Raw genomic sequence first — 22,303 nt, forward strand, 5'->3', positions numbered from 1 at the left:
TCGTTTATGCGTAATAATTATTGAGGAAAAAAGATGAAATATAGCAGCAATGATATTGCGATAGTTTCAATGGCAGGGAGATACCCAAATAATATTAAGGTTCCTGAGCTGTGGGAGCTTCTACTTAATGGTGGCACTACTATATCTGATATCGCTATCGAAGAGTTAGAGAAATCAGAACATGCTGATGTATGCCACGATATAAGTTACGTCGCAAAATGTGGAATGCTACATGAAAAAGACATGTTTGATGCTGACTTATTCAAAATGAATAGATTAGAAGCAATGTTAACAGATCCACAGCAGCGCTTATTTATGACGTGCTGTTTAGAAGCATTAGATTTAGCTGGGCTGCCATATCCTACAGAGTCAGGATTTAAAACGGGCGTCTTTGCTACAAGCACGATCAATACATATTTAATTCTGAATATCTTTAAGTCTAACGAGTTTCTGAGTCGAGATAAAATGCAAATTTTGTTGGCAAACGAAAAAGATTTTATATCTTCTAGGGTTGCTTACAAATTAAACCTAACTGGTCCTGCTATCACAATTCAGTCTGCATGTTCTAGCTCTTTAGTCGCAATACATGAAGCGTGTGGCTATTTAAGAAGGGGAGAAATCGATTTTGCACTTGCCGGGGGAGCATCGCTCCCCACGGTGAGCAAGACGGGGTATCTATTTACACCCGGTGGAGCTGTATCTTCTGATGGTCAATGCAAAGTCTTTGATGAAAAGGCAGATGGCACAATATTTACCGATGGCGTTGGGGTGATTACCTTATGCCGTTTATCGGATGCTATCGCACATGGATTTAATATTTATGCGGTTATTAAAGGAAGTGCGATAAATAATAATGGCAACGATAGCTTGAATATAGCAGCTCCAAGCATACATGGACAATCCGAGGTGATCAAAGCTGCTTTTAAAGCCGCTAAAGTTAACCCAGATGATATTGATTTTATTGAAGCGCATGGCACAGGAACATATCTTGGTGACCCTATTGAGGTTAAAGCGTTAAGTACGGCTTTTGCTACAACGAAAAGGCAGTATTGTGCTTTAGGCTCCATAAAATCAAATGTAGGGCATACGGATACGACAAGTGGGGTTACGGGGATAATTAAAGCGGCTTTAGCGATAAAAAATAGAATATTACCGGCGACTATAAATTATACTAAAGCTAATCCTCAACTGGATATAGCCAATACCCCATTCTTTATTTGTGATAATAATTACCAGTTTAAAGCAGAAAAAGAAATTTTATATGGAGGAGTTAGCTCTTTTGGTTTTGGGGGAACGAATGCACATGCTATTTTAGCTTCAGCACCAAAGGATTACCTTCCAAATGAGTTAGTTATATCTAAGACAAAATGCAAACATAAATTGCTGTTATGGTCAGACCGTAGTGAAAGCGCATTAAGGGAATACGTCAACAAAACGATAAACTCTTTTAAGAGGTATAATGATAGTGAGCTCAATGCAATAGCGTATACATTAGGACTATGCCGACATGAATATGCTTATCGAACATATGCAGTCACAGACTCAATACAAGCGACTCATTATGCCCCTGAAATGACATACCATAGAAAAGCGCTTGAAAAAAATAAGGTTGTATTTTTGTTTCCTGGACAAGGCACTGATTTTGTTGATGTATACATAACATTATATGAGGAGAATGAATTATTTAGAAATAGTGTTGATACGCTTAGCCAGAAGTTTGAACCTTATTTGGGGGAAGATATTCGTAAGATCCTATTTCCAAGCGAGGATATAAGAGATGAAGCTTTGGAGAAAAGTATTCAAACTAAATGGGCTCAGCCAGCACTGTTTATTATTTCAACAAGTTTAAGTCAGGTTCTGCAATCTTATGAGATAACTCCTGATTATCTGATGGGGCACAGTTTAGGTGAGCTATCAGCTGCGTATATTGCGGGAGCCTTTAATGAGGATGATGCTGTCAAATGTATTGCCGCTAGGGCGTTATTAATGAATGACACCCCCGAAGGAATGATGCTGGTCATATTTTCTAATCATGAAATCTTTCATATCTTCCCAGAAGAAATCAAAAATAAGTTAGATATTGCAGCTATTAATAGTCCAACACAATTTGTGATCTCAGGTAAAGCTGATGATATTAATATGGCGATAAGCTATTTGAATGAGCTTGAAATAAAAAGTAAACCGTTAGATGTCAAAAAAGGCTTTCATAGCAAATTAATGAATAACATTATCGATAAGTGGAAAGAATATTTATTACAAGTGAACTTCAAGAAAATGACTATTCCTATAGTATCAAATTTGACAGGTGAAATACTAACAAAGAATACATTAACTAATAGTGAATATTGGATAAAACATTTAAGAGAAACTGTTCATTTTTCAGATGGTATCAATAGCTTAACACAACATATATTAGAGAGAGAATGTGCTCCTATATTTATTGATTTATCAGCTAAGAACGCTTTAACGGCTATTTCATTGATGAATAACAAAGATATTTATACTGTTTCAGTATCGAATAGGGGCCATGGTGTTGAGCAAAAAAATATTTTAAATGCCCTTGGGGAAATATGGTCATTGGGGGTCAATGTAAATTTTTCGGATTTTATTCCAAAGAGTTATGTCGTAGAGCTACCTGTCGCTAATTTAGATTCTAAAAGTTATTGGATTGTTCCTGATAATACAGAAATAGAACCGCAGCTCGCCAATTCGAGTAATAATAAATCAAAATTAATAAAATCAAGGGATGAGCTCGAAGAACTATCGCTAATGATCTGGAGAAAAGTCATTATAAATAATGACATTACTAAACAAGATGATTTTTTCTTATTAGGAGGCGATTCTCTCCAAGCATTAGAAATAACACGAGAGTATAAAAATCATGGTGTAATAGTAAACTTATCAGACATATTATCTTACTCTAACATAAAAGATTTAGTTGAGCATATTTATTTAAGTAAAGAAAAAAATGAAAAAGAACAGGAGCAGGATAAAGATATAAAAGATGTTATTGATGCTGATGATATGTCAAATATATTTAAGCAGCTAAATTTAGACTGATGCTGTTTTATAGTGTGAATCTTCTATTTTATATAAGGTAAATAATGGAAAATATTATCCGCAATTACTTAAAAGAATTATTAGATATCAATGTAGATGAAGTAAAAAATGACTCTAACTTAATAGAGTTTGGCCTCAATTCTTTAGCGTTGATGTTTATACTAGGAAAGTTGACTGAATTAACTAAGAAAAAATTTGAATATGCCGAGTTTGTTAGTAGTCCTACCATTAATGATTGGTTAAAAATAATTGAAAATCATAACTAATATTTAAATAGCTTATTAAGATGAAGGCTAATATATGAATACTATAATAGATGACCTACCATTTGTTTCGTATAGCCAATCAAGGATAGAAAGGTATAGGAAGAGAGGATATTGGTTAGGTGAAACGTTAATCGACTTTTTAAAAAATTGTACTCGGAAATATGAAAATAATATTGCACTTGTTGACAATGATAGAGAGTTAACATATGCGGAGCTATTTAAATACTCATCTATATTTGGTAGCTATTTAATAAGGAAAGGGATACGTAAAGATGATTTTATTTTAGTACAATCACCTAATGTATTAGAGTACTTTATTATCGTTTTTGGTATTTTTTATGCAGGAGCCAGACCAATTTTTTGTCTGAATGGGTATGGAGAATATGAAGTTGAAAATATAATTAATACGAGTAATGCTATAGGATATATTAAATATTCAAATGGAAAGTCAAATGAATGCTCCCATATTCATTTCATGAATAAATGTAATAGCCTAAAATATGCAGAAGTCATTGACTCATCTTTAATTTCAAAATTAATGAGAGAAAAAAACAATGGTATATTAGATTATAACGACGTTAGTCCTGAATCAGTAGCATTTCTATTATTATCTGGAGGGACAACCGATATTCCCAAACTTATCCCACGTACACATGATGATTATTTATATTCAGTAAGAGAAAGCGCTAAAATATGTGGGTTAAATGAAAAAACAAAAATATTATTGGTGTTACCTGTTTCTCATAATTTTCCAATGAGTTCACCAGGTTTTCTTGGTGCTTTTTATGCAGGTGCAACGGTTTATTTAAGTGAGTCTTCTGCTCCTGAGATTTGTTTTCCTTTAATAGAAAAACATAAAATACACCAAGTATCATTAGTGCCATCATTGGTTATTCTTTGGCTTAATTCAAGTTGTTATGATCAGTTTGATTTATCTAGCCTTAATATAGTACAAGTAGGAGGTGCGAAATTTTTACCAGAAATTGCTAGAGATTTTATCAATAAATTTAATGTAACATTACAACAAGTGTATGGAATGGCGGAAGGATTAGTTAACTATACACGATTAGATGATGACCTAGAAACAATACTATACACTCAAGGTAAAAAAATATCACAAGATGATAAAATATTAATTGTTAATGAGAATGGTGAAGAATTAAAATTAGGAGAAATAGGACAAATTATTACTCAAGGACCTTATACAATAAATAGTTATTATAATTTACCTAGCGTTAATAAGATTGCTTTTACAGATGATGGTTACTATAAAACTGGGGATATAGGATATCTCGATAGTAACTTAAATATTGTCGTCACGGGAAGATTAAAAGAAATCATTAATAAGGGGGGGGAGAAAATCTCACCAAGTGAAATTGAGTCATTACTTATAGACCATCCATCGATTAAAGATGTTTCTGTTGTTGGTATTCCGGATTATTTGCTGGGTGAAAAAATAAAAGCGTATATAATTACTTTTAGCGAAGAGATATTAACACTTCAGCAAATTAGAAAATATTTATTAGATAAAAGTGTTGTATGGCATAAGCTCCCAGATCAAATTGAAGTCGTTTCCTCATTTGAATATACCTTAGTTGGAAAGATAAATAAAAAAGCTATTCGTTAAGCCGTGTTTTTTGGTATGAAACGATAATATGACATAACAATACGGATCTTAATAAGATGGAAAGAAAATTAAATAAATTGCAAGTTGCATATGTATTGGGAAGGCAAAATTATTTGCCATTAGGCGGCGTTGCTATGCACGATTTTAGAGAATATCGAGGAGATGTGGATCTTGATGTTTTTAAAAATTGCTTAAGAGAGGTAGTAGAAAAGCATAATGCATTGAGAATCGTTATTGACCATAAAAAATTTTCACAGAAGGAAAGCACAGATTTAGATCTAAACTTAAAAATAATAGATTATCAAAATGATATAAAGACAGAGACATTATCAAAGATAGAACAACTCAGAGAGCAGGTTTCTCATTATAAACATGAATCGAATAAATCACCTTGGGGGGTGTGGTTTATTCAATTAAATAAAAAGTTAGATGTTGATTATCATACTGTTATTTTATTTAGTTTCGATGGGTTAATTTTAGATGGTTATTCTATATCTTCAATTATAAATGAAATTATAATTTTATATAGAAAAAATAAAACCGGTATAGAGTCAGTTTCCCCTCAAGTTAGCAGTAATTTATTAGATTGTGATAACCTTTTTAAAGTTAAAGATATCGATAAAGCATATTGGCTAAAAAAGTTAGAAGGAATAAGTAAAATTAGCTTTCCATGGAAGACCAATTTAGAAGAAATTCCTAGTTCAAGATATAAAAGATCTAATATTGTAATTAAAAAAAATAGATGGGATGAGTTATCTGGCTACGCGAAAAAAAATGCTATTTTTCCTAACTCCTTAATAAACACTATAATTTTGAAATCATTATGCACATTAAGTGAACGTGAAGATATTTATGTGGGTCTACCTATCTCCTTTTCTCTTTACAATAAGGAGTTATCAAATTTATCAACAATCATTCCGCTATATTACAGAACTAATGATGATTCATTAGTCAATAATGCTAAAAATATACAATCTGACACCATGAATGGATTAAATCATGTCTCATATTCAGGGATAGAGATTGCTAGAGAGTTATGCAGTAAATTTAAAAATAGCATACCATTTCCTATCGTTATTACTAATGCCCTTTCTTGGAAAGTCGAACCATATGACTCAAGTTTTTATTACCATTCTGGATTAACGCAAACACCTCAAGTGGCATTAGATATAAGAATACAGCTCACTAATACGCGTAATTTATCGATAGATTTTGATTTTGCAGTTTCCGCTATATCAGAAAGTTTAATTAATGATTTAATGTTGTTAATAAATAAAGAAATAAAACTAATAACTAGTTAATTGATGGTGGTTTGTTCTATATAACACAATTTTAAAATCCTAGTGGAGTTATGATTATGCTTAATAAAGAAAAAAAACAAGATAATATACAGGAAATATTTATACCATCTAAAATGCAAAAAGCATTAATAAACTCTGCTATCACCGGTAGTAATCTGGAATTATATGTTGAACAGTCTCATTTAAGAGTTACAGGCAATTTTAAAATAGATTTATTCGAAGAATCATGGCGTTTATTAATAGAAAGACATGATTGTTTAAGATCTGCTTTTTTGTGGGAACAACTGAAAGATATTCATCAAGTTATTTTAAATAAATTCTCTTTTAAAGTTAATGTAAAAGATATAAAGGGATATTCACACTCAGAGAAAATGGATATAATCAATGATTATATAGAATATGATGCTAAAAAAGGTTTTGATTTTAAAGTCCCACCATTGATGCGAATAACTGTTTTTATATTAGGAGAAAACACATTTGATATCATATTAACAATTCATCATGCTATTATAGATGGATGGTCAATCCAAATACTAACTAAAGAATTTACAAAAATCTATCAAGCACTATCAAATGGAAGTTTCCTAGAATTGTCGGAACCTGTCAGTTTTAAAAAGTATATTAATTGGTATAGAAAGTTAGATTTCAATCAAGCCAATTTATTCTGGGATAAAAAAATCGCAATGCTTGAGCAGGTATCAAAATTTCCGCTATCTATGAAGCCTCAAACTATCACTAATCATGAAAAAATATTCGGGAAAAAGGTATTATATATTGAAGAGGAAGTTACAGAGGGAATATTGGCATTTTGTGCGCGATGTGGAATAACTGAAAATTCTTTTGTTTCAGCGACATGGTCAATACTGCTAAGTTTATTATGTTCCATTGATAAAGTTGTATTTGGAAGTGTGGTATCTCAAAGACCTATTGATTTGGTGAGAGGAAATGAAATCGTTGGTCCTCTAATTAACAGTATCCCAATCATTATTGGTGTAGATGATAGACAAAACATAACTGATTTTTTAAAGTATGTACAAAATGAATTAATGGAAAGCTATAGCTATTCTTATTTACCTATCAATGAGATTTTAGAAAAAGTAGGAAGAATAGAAAGTAATAATAAAATAGATCAAAAATTGTTTGACACAATTGTGAGTGTAGAAAAACACTTTAAAGATACCAGTCAAAATAAAGGCAATCTTTTAGGTTTAGATTTTAAATTTATAGATCAGCCAACACGAGTTGATTTTCCTATCGTGTTCAAGTGTAATTTGTATAAACTGGAGCTAGTTTATTTTAGTCATTATTTAGCTGATGACTATGCAGATAATATAGTTTCGATATTTTTGAAATTAATGAGAGCTATAATATTAAGTCCTAACCTAACGATTAGGGAGTTATTGCAGGACTTATCCAATTCATATCCTAAGCTAAAAGGGGAGAATCTTCCTCATCAACTAAGCTTAAATCAAGAAATACATTTAAATGCTAAGTTAAATCCTTATAAAAACGCTATTTCTGATGAGTTTAACACATATACGTATTTGGCGCTTTCAGAGAAGATAAAAAGTATAGCGTATAAACTAGCTATTAAAAAAGGTGAAGTAATAGGCGTTTACCAGGAAAGGGGAATCGATTCATTTCTTAGTATGCTTGCTATTTTTGAGTGCGGAGGTTGCTATTTACCTTTAGATATATCTTATCCACCTGAAAGATTAAGATATATAGTCAAAGATTCTAAGATAGGAAGAATAATTACTACCAATAGTACTGATAGAATATTTGAAAATATTGAATATATTTTTATTAATGACCTAAAATTGGTTGATAGTTCTATCGAAAATAGAGAAATAGTATTGGATTTAGATAATTCTGATGTTGCCTATATTATCTATACATCTGGTTCTACAGGAACCCCTAAAGGGGCAATTAATACCTATCATGGTATGAGATCATTGGTTACAAGCTGTAAGAACATAATGAATAATCAGATGAAGTTTGCTCAAACGATGCAATTTTCATCAATAAACTTTGATGCATCAATCTTAGAGCTTGTTTTATCCGTCGTTAGTTGTAGCTGTTTAAATATTATCCCTGAAGAAAAAAGACAGGACTTAAGTCAACTAGTTAAGTATATAAATGATAAAAGAATACAATTTGCATTTTTACCTCCTATCATTATTACTCATCTCGATAAAAATGAACTCAATGAGTTAGATATGTTATTAACAGGCGGGGATGTTTGCCCTGTTAACTTTGCTAGTGATTGGATAACTGAACCCTCTAAATCATTCTATAACCTATATGGCCCTACTGAAGCCTCTATAATGGCGACATACAACCCAATTCATGAAACTAAAAATTCATTATCCTTAGGTTATCCTTTACCAAATACGGAAATTAAAATTATTGATAATGAGGGTAATCTTTTACCTGCGGGGGTTGTTGGAGAAATTTTAATCACAGGTGAAGGGGTTGGTTTAGGTTATCTACATAACCAAGATTTAACCTCTCGAAATTTTAAATATGGAGGTTATTGTACAGGAGACTTGGCATACTATGATTGTGATAATATGCTGTATTTTATGGGAAGAAATGATGAGCAAGTTCAAATTAGAGGTTTCAGAGTTGAGCTTGGAGAGATAGAAAATATTATTAGAAAAAGCTTTAATTTTCAAGATGCTGTTATTATTTCAGAAAATGTATTAAATAATACAAAACTCTATTTATTTTTACTCTCTTCAGAGGGTAAAAACATAGACTTAAAAGAAATAAAACATATTCTTAGGCCTATATTACCTAGCTATATGATCCCCAGTGAATTACACCTTATAGAAAATTGGCCAGTTACTATTAATAAAAAGATCGATCGTGCTAAATTAAAGGGAATGTATTGTACATCTAGAGTAAAACGTCAAACTTTATGTGATGGTAAAAAAACAGAATTTGAAGAGGCCGTTATTAATGAAATCGCTGAAACTTTAAGAATTAATACTGATATCATTTCAAGTTTTGATGATTTTTTTGAAATAGGCGGAAATTCTTTAACTCTTACCACATTAATGTTAAGGCTAAATAAAAAATTCAAGATGGATCTACCATTCCAACTTGTATATGACAATAGCCGTATAGGTGAACTCGCGAAGCGGATCGAAGAGCTAAACAATAGCGATATTAAAAATAATCAGCAGAACATAACTTCTGATTGTATTCTTGATGATTCGATAGCGACTAATCATTTATTGCCAATGGAAAATGTCAGTTCGCCTAAGAAAATATTATTAACAGGTAGTACGGGATTTGTCGGTGTTTACTTCATTAAGGAGCTTATTGAAAATACGTCCGCTGATATATATTGTTTAGTTAGAGGCGATGATGTTAATAATGCTACACGTAGAGTTCATGATAATCTGATTAACTATAATTTGTTCTCACAGAATGATCTAAAACGAATATTGATAGTCTTAGGGGATTTTTCAATATCAAACTTTGGAATAGAAGACAAATTATATAATAAATTATCTAAGGAAATTGATAGTATTATCCATTGTGGTGCGAATGTTAACTTGGCCAATACCTATTCTAGAATGTCGGGTGCAAATGTAAATGGTTCATTAAATATTATTAAATTTGCTACACATATTAAGTTAAAGCCTATACATCATATATCAACAGTTTCAGTGCTTGCTGGAATTATTGGGAAAGTTGATATTATCCATGAGTCTAAAATGCTATCCGAAGATATGTTACCGGAAAATGGCTATATTAGAAGTAAGTGGGCTTCTGAAAAAATGATGGATAATGCACGAAAAAAAGGTGTTCCTATAAACATTTATAGGCTACCAAGAGTATGGGGAGATTCATCTACAGGTCAATTAAATCCTAATGACTCTTTACTTATGCTTTTGTCTGCATCAATTGAAATTAAAAAATTCCCATTATTACCGGATGCATTTTTATCTTATATTATACCTGTAGACTATTGTGTAACAGCGATTAATATGATCAGTAAGGAAATTAAAGGGGTAGGCAAAAACTATCATGTTTTATATCCACAAAATATATCATTAAATAAGATAGTAAATAAAATAAGAGAAAAGGGAATAGAGTTAAACGCTGTTCTAATGGAAGAGTGGTTGGATACATTAAAAAAGTATGCTAGTGAGATTAATAGTAGTATGGTTATTAAATCTGCGGCATCATTCTCTCTTGGGTTTATACATGACATTTTAAACTCTAAATTTACACAGTTGGATAATGGAAATGTTATTAATGATATTAAGTTAGAAGAAATAGAAATTTCTAATGATGTCTTTGATAAATATATTGAGTTTTTAATTTGTTTTTCGAAACGTAATCGTTCTTATAACTAAAAATATTAAGTGAGATATGATGATTAATAGTTCTGTTTTCCCATATCATTTTAAAAGTAAGGCTAATGCTGTTATTGATCTTGTTTGTTTTCCTTCAGCAGGTGGCAATGCTGCTATGTATAATAAATGGAATGATATAACACCTGATTGGTTAAATATTTGCCCTGTAGAATATCCTGGCCATGGTAGTCGGCTGAAAGAAGCACTCGTGAATGACCCTGAAATAATAATTGATGAAATTACAAATGGTATTATCAATAAATGTGATAAAAAGATTGCTGTATTTGGGCACAGTGTCGGTAGTATTATTGCCTTACAAGTCGTTAAGCAATTGCAAAAACAAAATCATGATAATCCATTAGAGTTAATTATTTTAAGTGGCAGACCGGAAACCTCAATGTTATCCCGTAGGCCAAAAGGGTATCACTTATTACCTAAAGAGGAGTTTTTAAAGGTTATTTCGGTTTATGAAGGTATACCTGAAGAGTTAATTAATAATCCTGAGATCCTTGATTTTTTCTTGCCAATATTAAGAAATGATTTTCAGCTAAATGATAAATTATCTGATGTTCCACCCATCTCAATTGACATTCCTGTAATGGCATTTTATGGAGAAAGAGACTCTGAAATTATAAATCATGACGCTATTAATAAGTGGGCAACTTATACAACGGAGTGGTTAGGTAGTTATACATTTCCTGGTGGACACTTTTACTTAAATCAGCCAGTAGTCAGAAAAATGTTATTGGATACGATTGTTACTAGACTCAAGAATATTCTTGAAGTTTAATTTCTTTATTCATTGAGTTATAAACTTAATTTCGATTCAATTCTTTACTAGAAATAAGGTAAGCATGATGAATTATAATGATATATTTCTTCCTGTGAAGAAAAAAATATCTGCTTCTATTTTTTGGGCTTCTATCGCTCAAGTGTTAAAATTAAGCATATGGCTAAATTTAATATGGGTATTATATGAGTTAATGTCAGTAGATAAAAACTTTCCTTTTTTATTTATAACCTCCTTACTTGTAATTAGTATTATTTTTTATACATTAAGAATATATGCACATGATAAATCCCATTATGCAGCATTTGAGCTGGAAGAGATATTACGTACCAAACTAGTCAATAAAATTAACCAACTACCTATAGAAACAGTAAGAAATATAGGAGGGGGAAATCTAGTTAAAGTTCTCATCGATGATATTAAAGAGTTACATGCATTTGTTGCTGACGCGCCACCATTAAAAGCGGAAGCTTTTATTACACCGATATTTACATTAATAGTTTTGTTTATTTTTAATTGGTTTTTTGCCTGTATTGTTCTTGTTACGACATTAGTAACTTTTTTCTTATTATCTTTTATTATGAAAAAAGGAAAGCTAATGAAGGAGAACTATAATAATGCAACGGTTCAAATTAATAGCAGGATTATTGAGTATATTCAAGGCATGAGTGCCGTTAGAACTTTTGATGCAGGTGAAGGTTCATTTATTCAATATCAAAAAGCATTGGAAAATTATTGTCGCGTTATTTTTGACTGGTTACAATCCATGCGCTTATCCGCAAAAATAGCTAGAAGTTTATTTTCTGCCATGCCTATCAGCCTTATTCTTGTTATTGGGTTAACAATTGCACAGTATAATGAACAAGTTTCATTTATCACTAGCTTTTGCTTTCTTCTTCTTGCCGTTGGTATCGCGGAAAGTATTCATCCTATCATGGGGCTATTTCAAATTATTCAAAAATCTAAAGCTTCAATAGAGCGTATCTTTGAAGTTGAAAACCTACCTATATTATCTATTCCGTTAGCTCCTATAGTTCCAGAAAATAATGAAATTATACTTAAACAGGTTGGATTTTCTTATGAAGAAACAGATAAAACACTTTCGGATATTAATTTAAGGATCCCTGAGAAATCTTTTACTGTTCTTATTGGTGCTTCTGGCTCAGGTAAAACCACTTTAGTCAATATGATACCTAGATTTTTTGATGCCACTGAAGGTGAGGTTTTATTGGGAGGGGTTAATATAAAAGATATTCATTATCAGGAATTAATGTCTCGAATTTCATTTGTGTTTCAAGATAATTTTTTATTTTCATGCTCGATTGCCGATAATATTCGTTATGGCTTACATGATATATCTGATGAAGACGTGATTGAAGCAGCCAAAAAAGCTGAAATTCATGATTTTATAATGAGGCTACCTGAGAAATATGACACGCTAGTTGGGGAACGAGGCCAGCTATTATCCGGAGGGCAGAAGCAGAGAATTACCATTGCAAGAACCTTCTTACAGGATAGGCCAATCATCATTTTAGATGAGCCAACGGCATTTTCAGACGCAAGAAACGAATTTTTGTTATTGAAGGCGTTTTCAAGGTTAATTGAATTAAATAAAACCGTCATTATGGTGACTCATCGACTATCAACAGTGACCGATGCAGACCAAATTATTTTTTTAGAGAAAGGAACGATAAAAGCTCAAGGTAAACATAATGAGTTAATAGAGCATTGTGCTGATTATCAGGCTTTATGGGATGAATATAAAAAAGCAAAAAATTGGTCAATTCCTACAGATCATGGAGTAAGCAATGAAAAACTATATTAATAAAAGTACAAGAGAGACAAAATCATTGTTTAAAACATATGTAGGATTACTCAACGCCGCGGGGAAACAGAAAAAAATATTTATTCAAAGCTTGGTGTATACCACGATATCATCATGTCTTTTTGGCATTTCTTTAGTTTTATTATATCCCTTGTTTGAAGCAATAGATGCAAAGGATAGCGTATCCGTTAGTATTCACTTATCACTGGTCATTATACTATTGGTGGCTAGTTTTACGTTTAAGATGCTGTCAGAACGTTATGACGCGGATGGATACTCAACACTTGCAGTGACTGAGTTAAGAGAAAAGTTAGGTGATAAACTAAGGCATATCTCAATCGAATATCTTAACCAGTTTAGGTCTGGTGAGATTAATTATGTTTTGATGCAAAGCGTAAATGAGGCTGCGGTATATACCTTTATGCTACTGAATATCATAATCACTGGTGTTGTCATTCCTTTATCAGCAGCGATAGCTCTGTTGTTTTATAGTTGGCAGCTATCCTTGATTATGTTTTTAGTGTTTCCTATGGCAATCCCATTATATTTATGGCGTAGAAAAGCGTATCGCAGAGGCTTTAGTATTTTAGCTGAAGCCAATTCTAAATTAAAAGGTGAAGCTGTAGAGTTTATTCAAGGGCTAGAAGTCTTAAAATCGACGGGACAACATGAGGAAAAATTAAATCAATTTATTAAAGTTGCAAAAGATGTCGCAAATATTTTACGTATTGGTACAAAAAAAGGAGAAAAACCTAATTTAATCATTACAATAGCGATTCAAACAGGATTAATATTGATTATATCTATCGGTGCTTATCTCGTTAATGTTGGTCATATTTCCTATTTACTTCTTGCTTGTGTGTTATTAGTGATTGCTAGGTCTACTGATGTTTTGAATTTCTTTGTACAAATGTCATCAATGCTAGAATCACTCGTTATAGGTTATGAAAAGTTACAAGAGCTACTGAATGCACCTTCATTACCAGAGAAAATATCACCTATAATGCCAAGTCGTTATGATATCGAATTTGATAAGGTTGATTTTTCATACAAAGGTCTTGATAGAAATGTTCTTGAAAATATTTCTTTTCGTATTCCAGAGAACGGTCTGACCGCGCTTGTTGGCGCAAGTGGGTGCGGAAAAACAACCATTACCAAACTTATTTTACGATTTGCTGATGTAACATCTGGCAGTATTAAAATTGGTGGCATTGATATTCGTGATTTATCTCAAAAACAACTGATGAGTTTAGTTTCAGTTGTGTTTCAAGACGTTTATCTGTTTCAAGATACCATAATGAATAATATTCGAATGGCCAAAATATCAGCCACAGATGAAGAAATTATCGAAGTTTGTAAGCAAGCTAATTGTCATGATTTTATTCAAAAATTTAAACATGGGTATCATACGCAATTAACGGATTTTGGTAAAAGTCTATCGGGTGGTGAGAGGCAACGTATTTCTATTGCTCGTGCTATCTTAAAAAATGCGCCTATCCTTATTTTAGATGAGCCTACAGCTGCTCTTGATACTCAAAATGAAATTGCCGTACAGAACGTTATTAATCGCTTAGTGCAAGGGAAAACCGTATTAGTGATTGCACATCGTATTTCAACTATTGTTGCTGCTAATCAAATTTTAGTAATAGATGATGGTCAGGTTGCTGAGCAAGGAACTCATAGTGAATTATTACAATTAAAAAGAATTTATTCCGAGTTTTGGAATTTACAACAAATTTAATCTATTTCTTTCCATTATATTGAATAAATTATTTAGATAACTAAATCGATTATTTAATTCATTTTTAAATGTTAGCTATATCTCTATGAGGTATTTATGCAAAAGAAAATGCTACCTTTGTCATTTGTTTGTTTGTTAATAACTGTTTTTTTAGATCAAATTGGTTTATTTCTAATATATCCTATTATTCCCTCTCTACTAGAATCTGTTACTCATGATTCTGTCATTGACAATGCTATTATCGGTGGGTGGTTATTAGCCACTTTTGGTATTATGCAATTTATTTTTGCCCCGATCATGGGAGCGATATCTGATAAGTTTGGGCGTAAGCCTGTGCTAATTGTATGTTTTGTTGTTTTTACTCTAGATTATTTTTTATATGCCATTAGTCATAATCTTTATTTATTATTTGTAGCGAGGATCATTGCTGGTATTGCAGGCTCTTCTATTATCGTTTCATTAGCCAGTGTTGCTGATATGAGTGATGAAAGAAGTAAAATGCAAAATTATGGTTTTCTTTTTGGTATCATGAGCCTAGGAATAGTTGTAGGGCCAGCAATAGCATCGATCGCCGTTCAATATGGTGTAAGAGTGCCTTTTTTTGTTGCCTGTATACTTAGTTTTATTGGCTTATTATGTGTAATCTTTTTATTTAAAGAAACGTTACCTATAGAAAAACGAAGGGCATTTAAACTCCATAATCCGTTCTCGTCAATTATCTACTTTTTTAAGTATAAAGGATTAGTTTATTTATTTATTGCAAATATTGTTTTTATGTTTGCTGTACAGTTCCCAACAACATTATGGCCATTTTTTACGAAATATCGTTTTGAATGGGATGATGTGAAAATTGCTACGTCCTTTGTGATTATTGGATTAGGCGGATTATTTGCACAAACGGTATTACTCAAAATAGTCAGAGTTTTTCTAAGCGATCAAAAAATTCCGTTATTAGGTTTTTTATTATTTATTATAGGGCTAATCAGTATTGCATTCTCAACGAGTGTAGTCGCTTTGTATATCGCTATCATTCTCTATAGTTTTTCTAGCATAAGTAACTCTTCCATTGTAAGTCTCTTTTCTTCGCAAGTTTCTGATTCGGAGCAAGGACAGCTAATGGGGGCTTTATCGTCTATCAGTAGTTTTTGGGCTGTATTGGGACCGCTTTGTGCAACGAATATGTATTATTATTCAGCGAATCTTTCTTTACCTAGTAGTGATGGTTATCCTTTTGTTTTTTCAGCTATATTGGTTTTGATTTGTATTCTTCCTCTTTCTATAGGGCTAAAAAATGCTTATTCAATGAATCATTCATTACAACAGGATGAGGATTTTCATCAATGAATAATAACAATATAAAAGAGGTTCCTGCAAAATTCTGGGCTTTATTTTTTAGTCTATATTCAACCCAATATATTGGTATTAGCTTTTTATCCATAGTGCTTATTTTGATATTACGTGAGAATGGGGCTTCATTAGATAAATTAAGTCTTATTCCGCTGATGTCATTACCCATTGCATTTAAAGCTTTGTGGGCTCCATTTATAGATAAGCATCTAAAAACAAACACGGGCCATTATCGTAATTGGCTGTTAGTTGCACAATTTTTAATGATTTCTTGCTTATTTATTATTTCTTTTGTTGATCCTTTGCATGAATTTTCATTGATTTTATTGGTTATTTTTATCTTTTCATTTATGACAGCAACGCAAGACCTTGCTTTATCAGGGCTGATTTGTAATATTTTTGATGCAAAGGACCGCTATCTCATTTCAAGCGTCAAAAGTGGCGGATCTATGTTTGGAAATATTATTGGTGGGGGAGTGGTTTTATTATTATATCCTTATATCGACTGGAATGGATGCATGTTATTTCTTTCGGTGATACTCGCTATCACTTGGCTTCAAGTATGGTTTTTTAATGAATATCAATATGAAAGAAAGAAAAATATAAATGAAAGAGTTGATAAAGATTATTGGAAAAGCTTATTTACCATTTGGAAAGGAAAAAAACGATGGTTAGCTTTTTTAATTATCTTACCATTTGGAATTTTACCTTCATATAATTTAATGTCACCTGCGCTCATTGATAGTGGTTGGTCTTTACCTGAAATTGCAATTTTATTGAAACTTTTTGGTTCTATCATTAGTCTAATCGCCATTTTCTTGAGTTCTAAGATAGTAAAAAAATTAACAAGACGCAGAAGCTTAGTGTATTCGACGGGGCTTCATTCATGTTGTCTACTTTCGTTTATTCCTATCTCGATGGGATATAACAGTCCTTTGTTAGTTTACTCGGCATTTTTTCTCTATTATTTAAGCTTACCCTTTGTTTTTATTTCCATATCCACCATTATTATGGATAACGTTGCTGATGCTTTAGCTCCAGCGACAGCCTATAATGCGCAAGCAGCCATAGGATTTATTTTTGGTTTTATTGTGGTTTCATTAAGTTTTTATCTATCTCAAACATGGGGATATTCTATTGTCACTATTGGTTCTATCTTAATTGCCTTTTTGGCAACCCTATTAGCAACTAAAGCTGTTAAGTGATTATTTTAATAATCTATAACACGTAATAAAACACAACGAATTTGGTGCGTAAAAATGACTGAAAATTTTTCGATTAAATCTTTATTTGAACCTAGTGATTATAATATTAATCAGGCATTAGATTATTGTATTAGTGATTTTCTAGCTCAAAGTGACGAAGTGGGTTGTTTTAATAAACAAGAGATTGATAATTTTTTTTCGACTTTAAAAATTCCAGAAAACACAGAAAATATGGATGATTATATCAAAGATATTAAAGAAATTATCATTCCTATGTGCTCCCATTTAGCTAATCCAAGTTATTTAGGGCATATGACAAGCCCATTACCTTGGTTTATTCCCCAGATAGGTAGGCTTATTCAATCATTAAATCAAAATATGGTTAAGATGGAAACGAGTCGGGGGCTAACACTATTAGAGCGTCAATTACTTAGGTTGCTTCACCAAGAAATTTTTCATTTTAATGATGATTTTTATTTTGATGTAAACAAGGATTTTAGTAAAACGACAGGTATTTTTACTAGTGGTGGCACTATGGCGAATTTAACCGCTATGTGGGGAGCTGTCAGCCAAGTAAAACAGAGTGGGGTCAATAAAATTGCAGTAATAGGCTCAGAATTAATGCATTATTCTTTCGATAAAGCCTCATCACTTTTAGGTGTTGAGCTCTATCGCATACCCGTAGATCACCAAAATCAAATTGTGGTTACTGAATTAGAGCAACAAATTAAAAAATGCCGCGCTGAGGGAATGACTATCGCTGCATTAGTTGCAATCGCCGGTACGACGGATTTTGGCTCGATAGACCCATTACATCAAATTGCTGAATTGGGGAGAAAATATCATATTCATGTTCATGTAGATGCTGCATGGGCTGGCGCATTTATTTTAAGTAAACAACATGTGTCTTTATTATCCGGTCTTGAGAGAGCGGATTCAGTCACTATTGATGGACATAAGCAGATGTTTATGCCGATTGGAACAGGAATGTTATTTTTTAAGGATCCTCAGTTTTCTCAAAATATCGTACATACCGCGCCCTATGCTGTTCGTCGCACGTCTCTTGATCAAGGAAGGTTTACTTTAGAAGGCACACGTCCTGCAAATATGCTTTATCTTCATGCTTGCCTGCATTTAATTGGTAAAAATGGATATGATGAAATTTTTAGTGTGGCTTTAAATAATATTAAAATTTTAGCTAAGCATATACAGGAAAATCCATGCTTTGAATTATTGAATGATCCTAAAATTAATATATTGAGTTATAGATATATACCGAGGATTTTCAGAAATAAAGTGATGACACCAGAAGATAACATAATAATAAATCATTTTAATTATCAGTTACAAAAAGAGCAGCGGAATAAAGGAACAAGTTTTGTTTCTAGAAGTATTAGGAAATTTTCACAGCATGATAATCAAGAGCTTGTTTTCTTAAGAGTCGTTATTCTTAATCCTAATGTTAATGAAGAACATATGGTTTATATGCTTGAAGATCAAATTGAGATAGCAAAACAATTAGAGTCTTATCTTATGGCAGCAAGCTAATTACTATGAGTGTTATTTTGAAAAAATATGATAAGTCAACGTTAATTTTATGTCTAATGGAGCATGCTTTCTTGTTATGAAAGGAAATACGGTAACAATAAACTCAATCAGAATATTCATTGATAATAATAAAATGAGTGTGTTTCAGTGGAAGGTGATTATTATCTGTTTTTTTATCGTGATGTTAGATGGATTTGATATTTCTATAGTCGCTTATTTAGTCCCAGTGCTAAAAAAAGAAATGGGCCTTTCCTCTAATGATCTTTCTTATTTATTTGTTTCTGGTGTTTTGGGGCTGATGCTGGGAAGTATGATTTTCGGGCCTATAGCGGACAAATGTGGAAGAAAAAAAATACTGATTATTTCAACTTTTTTATATGGATTTGGGGCTATTCTATGTGGATTATCAAGTGATTTTTATTGGCTTGTCTTTTTTCGATTAATGACAGGAATTGGTCTTGGCGCAGCAATGCCGATATGTATTACGCTATGTTCTGAATACTCGCCAAAGCGATACCGTATGCTACTCTGCACGTTAAGTTGGAGTGGTTTTACTGTTGGTATCGCCAGTGGAGGGGTCATGACTAACTGGATACTACAGTACTTTAGTTGGCATTGGTTGTTCTATTTAGGAGGAATATTACCATTACTCTCTATTCCTATTATTGCTTTAGTGTTACCTGAATCATTTGAGTATCTGGTAAAGAAAAAATCACAAAAAGCAAATGCACAACTTAAAAGCATTATATCTAATATAAATAAGAATATTAGTTTATTGAAATTATATAATACTGACTCAGATACTGAACTTTTTAGTGATCCTCAAACAATATCGATCATTTTGGGACGGAAATTAGCCGTTTTAACTGTCTTTTTATGGATTGCATTTTTCTTCTCTCTCTTGGTTTTTTATTTATTAACCTATTGGTTACCTGTTATTTTTAATGAAGTCTATGATTATAGCCAAGTTAATTACATGACTTCTATGCTACCTCTTGGCGGTACTTTAGGCGCTTTGTTGCTTGCTATTTGGATTGATTATAAAAAGGAGGCTTTTCTTATCCTAGGATTATCTTATTTTACCGCAATGATCTTATTATTAGTCATTGCTGATTTTACCCTTCAATATTATGGATTACTGCTAATTATTTTCTTTATTGGCTTTACAATAGCAGGCGCGCAAAACGGGTTAAATTTAATTTCCGCAACAGTATATCCTGCATATGCTAGAGCAACAGGGGTGAGTTGGGCAATGGCAAGTGGTCGCTTAGGCTCAATTGTTGGGTCTTATTCTGGCGCTTGGTTAATGACCGATGCCAAGAACCCAATATTATTTTATTATCTTTCAATTGGCGCTTTTTTATGTTCATTAGCGCTTATTATGATCTTCTTAATAAGAAAAAGACGTTATTTATTGGCTACATAATAGGGGTAGTTATTTGTATGGTTCATCGATGAATGACAATATTGAATTTATTACGGGGCAACATTTAATTATTGTGAATAGGCAGAATCGCTTAAGTAATGTGGCGCTGTTTCTGTAAAGCTGGCCATTAATTCTCTAAGTGTATAATGGGCTTTTAGCTACTATGCACAGAAATAGCGCGTTAAATTCACCTTTTTTCATGATGTTTAAGCGCCTAATGTTGCCCCGCCATCAATGATAATATCTTGTAATGTTATATGATTAGCTTGCTCCGATGCTAAAAATAAAATAGCGCTGGCAATATCATTAGGCTGAGCAATTTTCCCTAATGGAATACCAAGCTTAAATTGTTCCGGTAGGCCGTGTATTAATCGTTGATACCCTTCAGTATCGTTTAGCATGCTTTCTAGCATAGGGGTTTTTGTGGAGCCAGGGGAAACAAGGTTTGAACGTACATTAAACGGCGCTAATTCTAGTCCTACACTGAGACACAGGCTACGCATTGCCGCTTTAGATGCACAATAAATAGACATGTTCACTCGAGGTACATGGGCAGCATTTGAAACAACGGAAACAATATTACCACGACACTGGCGTTTAAAATGGGGAATAAGAAGATGAAACAAATTAAATGCCGCCCCCACATTGACATTAAACGTATGTTCCCAGTCATGGCGCGTGAAGGTTTCAGTCGGGCCAAGTCGTAACGTTCCGGCACAATTGACCAATATGTCTAACCCGACCTTTTCTAATAATGCAGAGCAGGTGAGCTGGACTGCGTCTGCATCGCTGATATCTAGCGTAATAGTTTCGAATGGCATTATTGCTGGAAATGATATATCAAAACCGATGACTTTTGCTCCTGATTCATGAAACTGCCGAGCGGTTTCGGCACCAATACCACTACCTGCGCCTGTGACCCAAACGGTCTTGCCATTAAAAAGAATCATTTTTTTTTCCTTTAATATTCAGAGAGATTCATGACTATTTTCAGCATGAAAGTGTTTAACTCATCAGCCGATTTTGTTGTTTTTGTGAGTTATTGTCGCTAATCGTTCAAGCTTTACTGCTGGTCTACTGGATGACCGCAAAGCTCAGATAAGGCTTGCTTTGTATTGAGTACTCGGCCAGAGCGACCGGCGGTATAACGTAAAGCCATCATATGTTCTTCACGGCTAAAGTCCGCTAGTGCATCCCCAATCATAAAAGCCTGAATATCACGCATAAAAGCGTCAGTCGCTGTAATAAGGCAGCCAATATGGGCATATACACCACAAATGATTAGCTGATCTCGCTGTTTATCTTGTAATCGTTCTTCTAAATCAGAGCGTTGGAAGGCACTATAGCGCCATTTGGTGAGCAGGGTATCTTCCTGTGTAGGTGATAATTCAGTGACGATCTTTTGCTGTTCTGGATGGCGAGTCAATCCAGGACCCCACATATCATTTAGTAGAGCACGGTCAATATCACTTTGTTGATTGGGCTGAGCCGTGTAAAAAACGGGGATCTCTAATTGATGGCAACGTTCACGCAATAACCGAATATGTTCAATTAAGGTATGAATAGTCGGACTATCTTTTGCCCAAAAATTGAGAAAGTACATCTGCATATCATGGATCAGTAAAGCTGCACGTTGTGGTTCAAGTTGCCATGCTACTTTATTGATGGGTAATTCATGTGGTTCAGGCAGTAGATAGTTGTCTATTTTAGGAATACTCATGGTTGTTGGCTCTCATGTTTAGTGGGGCTAGCTTGGAATGGACAAGGACTCGGCAGAAGTTTCTAAGCAGTATT

13 protein-coding genes and 1 pseudogene are annotated in these 22,303 nt (G+C 32.9%); 12 read left to right on the top strand and 2 right to left on the bottom strand.

What is annotated here, in order from left to right; all coding sequences use genetic code 11:
• The first annotated feature begins 33 nt into the window (after window positions 1-33).
• From ACWPW6_RS04100 to ACWPW6_RS04155, 12 genes are all read left to right on the top strand, one after another.
• On the top strand, window positions 34-3,060 hold the full coding sequence (locus ACWPW6_RS04100) for a type I polyketide synthase (RefSeq protein ID WP_249999952.1): 3,027 nt from the start codon (window positions 34-36) through the stop codon (window positions 3,058-3,060).
• Window positions 3,061-3,104: 44 nt separating this feature from the next.
• Window positions 3,105-3,326, top strand: coding sequence for a phosphopantetheine-binding protein (locus ACWPW6_RS04105; RefSeq protein WP_154635567.1), 222 nt, complete (start codon window positions 3,105-3,107; stop codon window positions 3,324-3,326).
• Window positions 3,327-3,360: 34 nt separating this feature from the next.
• Window positions 3,361-4,953 carry a (2,3-dihydroxybenzoyl)adenylate synthase gene (locus ACWPW6_RS04110; protein ID WP_249999955.1) on the top strand — a complete coding sequence of 531 codons (1,593 nt, stop codon included), beginning with the start codon at window positions 3,361-3,363 and terminating at the stop codon, window positions 4,951-4,953.
• A 56-nt stretch (window positions 4,954-5,009) separates the two neighbouring features.
• Window positions 5,010-6,254, top strand: a complete 1,245-nt coding sequence (locus ACWPW6_RS04115; RefSeq protein WP_249999957.1) for a condensation domain-containing protein — start codon at window positions 5,010-5,012, stop codon at window positions 6,252-6,254.
• 56 nt (window positions 6,255-6,310) lie between these two features.
• Window positions 6,311-10,627 (top strand): thioester reductase domain-containing protein, encoded by a 4,317-nt coding sequence (locus tag ACWPW6_RS04120; RefSeq protein ID WP_249999960.1) that lies wholly within the window; start codon window positions 6,311-6,313, stop codon window positions 10,625-10,627.
• A 16-nt stretch (window positions 10,628-10,643) separates the two neighbouring features.
• Complete coding sequence (locus ACWPW6_RS04125) at window positions 10,644-11,417, top strand: thioesterase II family protein (RefSeq protein ID WP_272682998.1); 774 nt, start codon at window positions 10,644-10,646, stop codon at window positions 11,415-11,417.
• A 64-nt stretch (window positions 11,418-11,481) separates the two neighbouring features.
• On the top strand, window positions 11,482-13,242 hold the full coding sequence (locus ACWPW6_RS04130; RefSeq protein ID WP_454209344.1) for an ABC transporter ATP-binding protein: 1,761 nt from the start codon (window positions 11,482-11,484) through the stop codon (window positions 13,240-13,242).
• The gene (locus tag ACWPW6_RS04135; protein WP_249999967.1) at window positions 13,226-14,983 is read left to right on the top strand and encodes an ABC transporter ATP-binding protein; all 1,758 of its coding nucleotides are present in this window, start codon (window positions 13,226-13,228) and stop codon (window positions 14,981-14,983) included. Before ACWPW6_RS04130 ends, ACWPW6_RS04135 begins: the two co-directional genes overlap by 17 nt.
• A gap of 96 nt (window positions 14,984-15,079) precedes the next feature.
• On the top strand, window positions 15,080-16,327 hold the full coding sequence (locus tag ACWPW6_RS04140; RefSeq protein ID WP_154635767.1) for an MFS transporter: 1,248 nt from the start codon (window positions 15,080-15,082) through the stop codon (window positions 16,325-16,327).
• Window positions 16,324-17,535, top strand: a complete 1,212-nt coding sequence (locus tag ACWPW6_RS04145; RefSeq protein WP_249999970.1) for an MFS transporter — start codon at window positions 16,324-16,326, stop codon at window positions 17,533-17,535. Before ACWPW6_RS04140 ends, ACWPW6_RS04145 begins: the two co-directional genes overlap by 4 nt.
• A 54-nt stretch (window positions 17,536-17,589) precedes the next feature.
• On the top strand, window positions 17,590-19,083 hold the full coding sequence (locus tag ACWPW6_RS04150; protein WP_249999972.1) for an aminotransferase class V-fold PLP-dependent enzyme: 1,494 nt from the start codon (window positions 17,590-17,592) through the stop codon (window positions 19,081-19,083).
• Window positions 19,084-19,159: 76 nt separating this feature from the next.
• Window positions 19,160-20,509, top strand: a complete 1,350-nt coding sequence (locus tag ACWPW6_RS04155; RefSeq protein WP_249999975.1) for an MFS transporter — start codon at window positions 19,160-19,162, stop codon at window positions 20,507-20,509.
• 206 nt (window positions 20,510-20,715) lie between these two features.
• Here the strand turns inward: ACWPW6_RS04155 and dhbA are convergent, their stop codons facing one another.
• Both dhbA and ACWPW6_RS04165 read right to left on the bottom strand, forming a co-directional pair.
• On the bottom strand, window positions 20,716-21,459 hold the full coding sequence (dhbA, locus tag ACWPW6_RS04160) for a 2,3-dihydro-2,3-dihydroxybenzoate dehydrogenase (RefSeq protein ID WP_163860755.1): 744 nt from the start codon (window positions 21,457-21,459) through the stop codon (window positions 20,716-20,718).
• 149 nt (window positions 21,460-21,608) lie between these two features.
• Window positions 21,609-22,229: pseudogene (locus tag ACWPW6_RS04165) on the bottom strand (isochorismatase family protein); the annotation flags it as partial.
• Between the last annotated feature and the right edge of the window lie 74 nt (window positions 22,230-22,303).

It is taken from the genome of Providencia sp. Marseille-Q8014, from assembly GCF_965112055.1.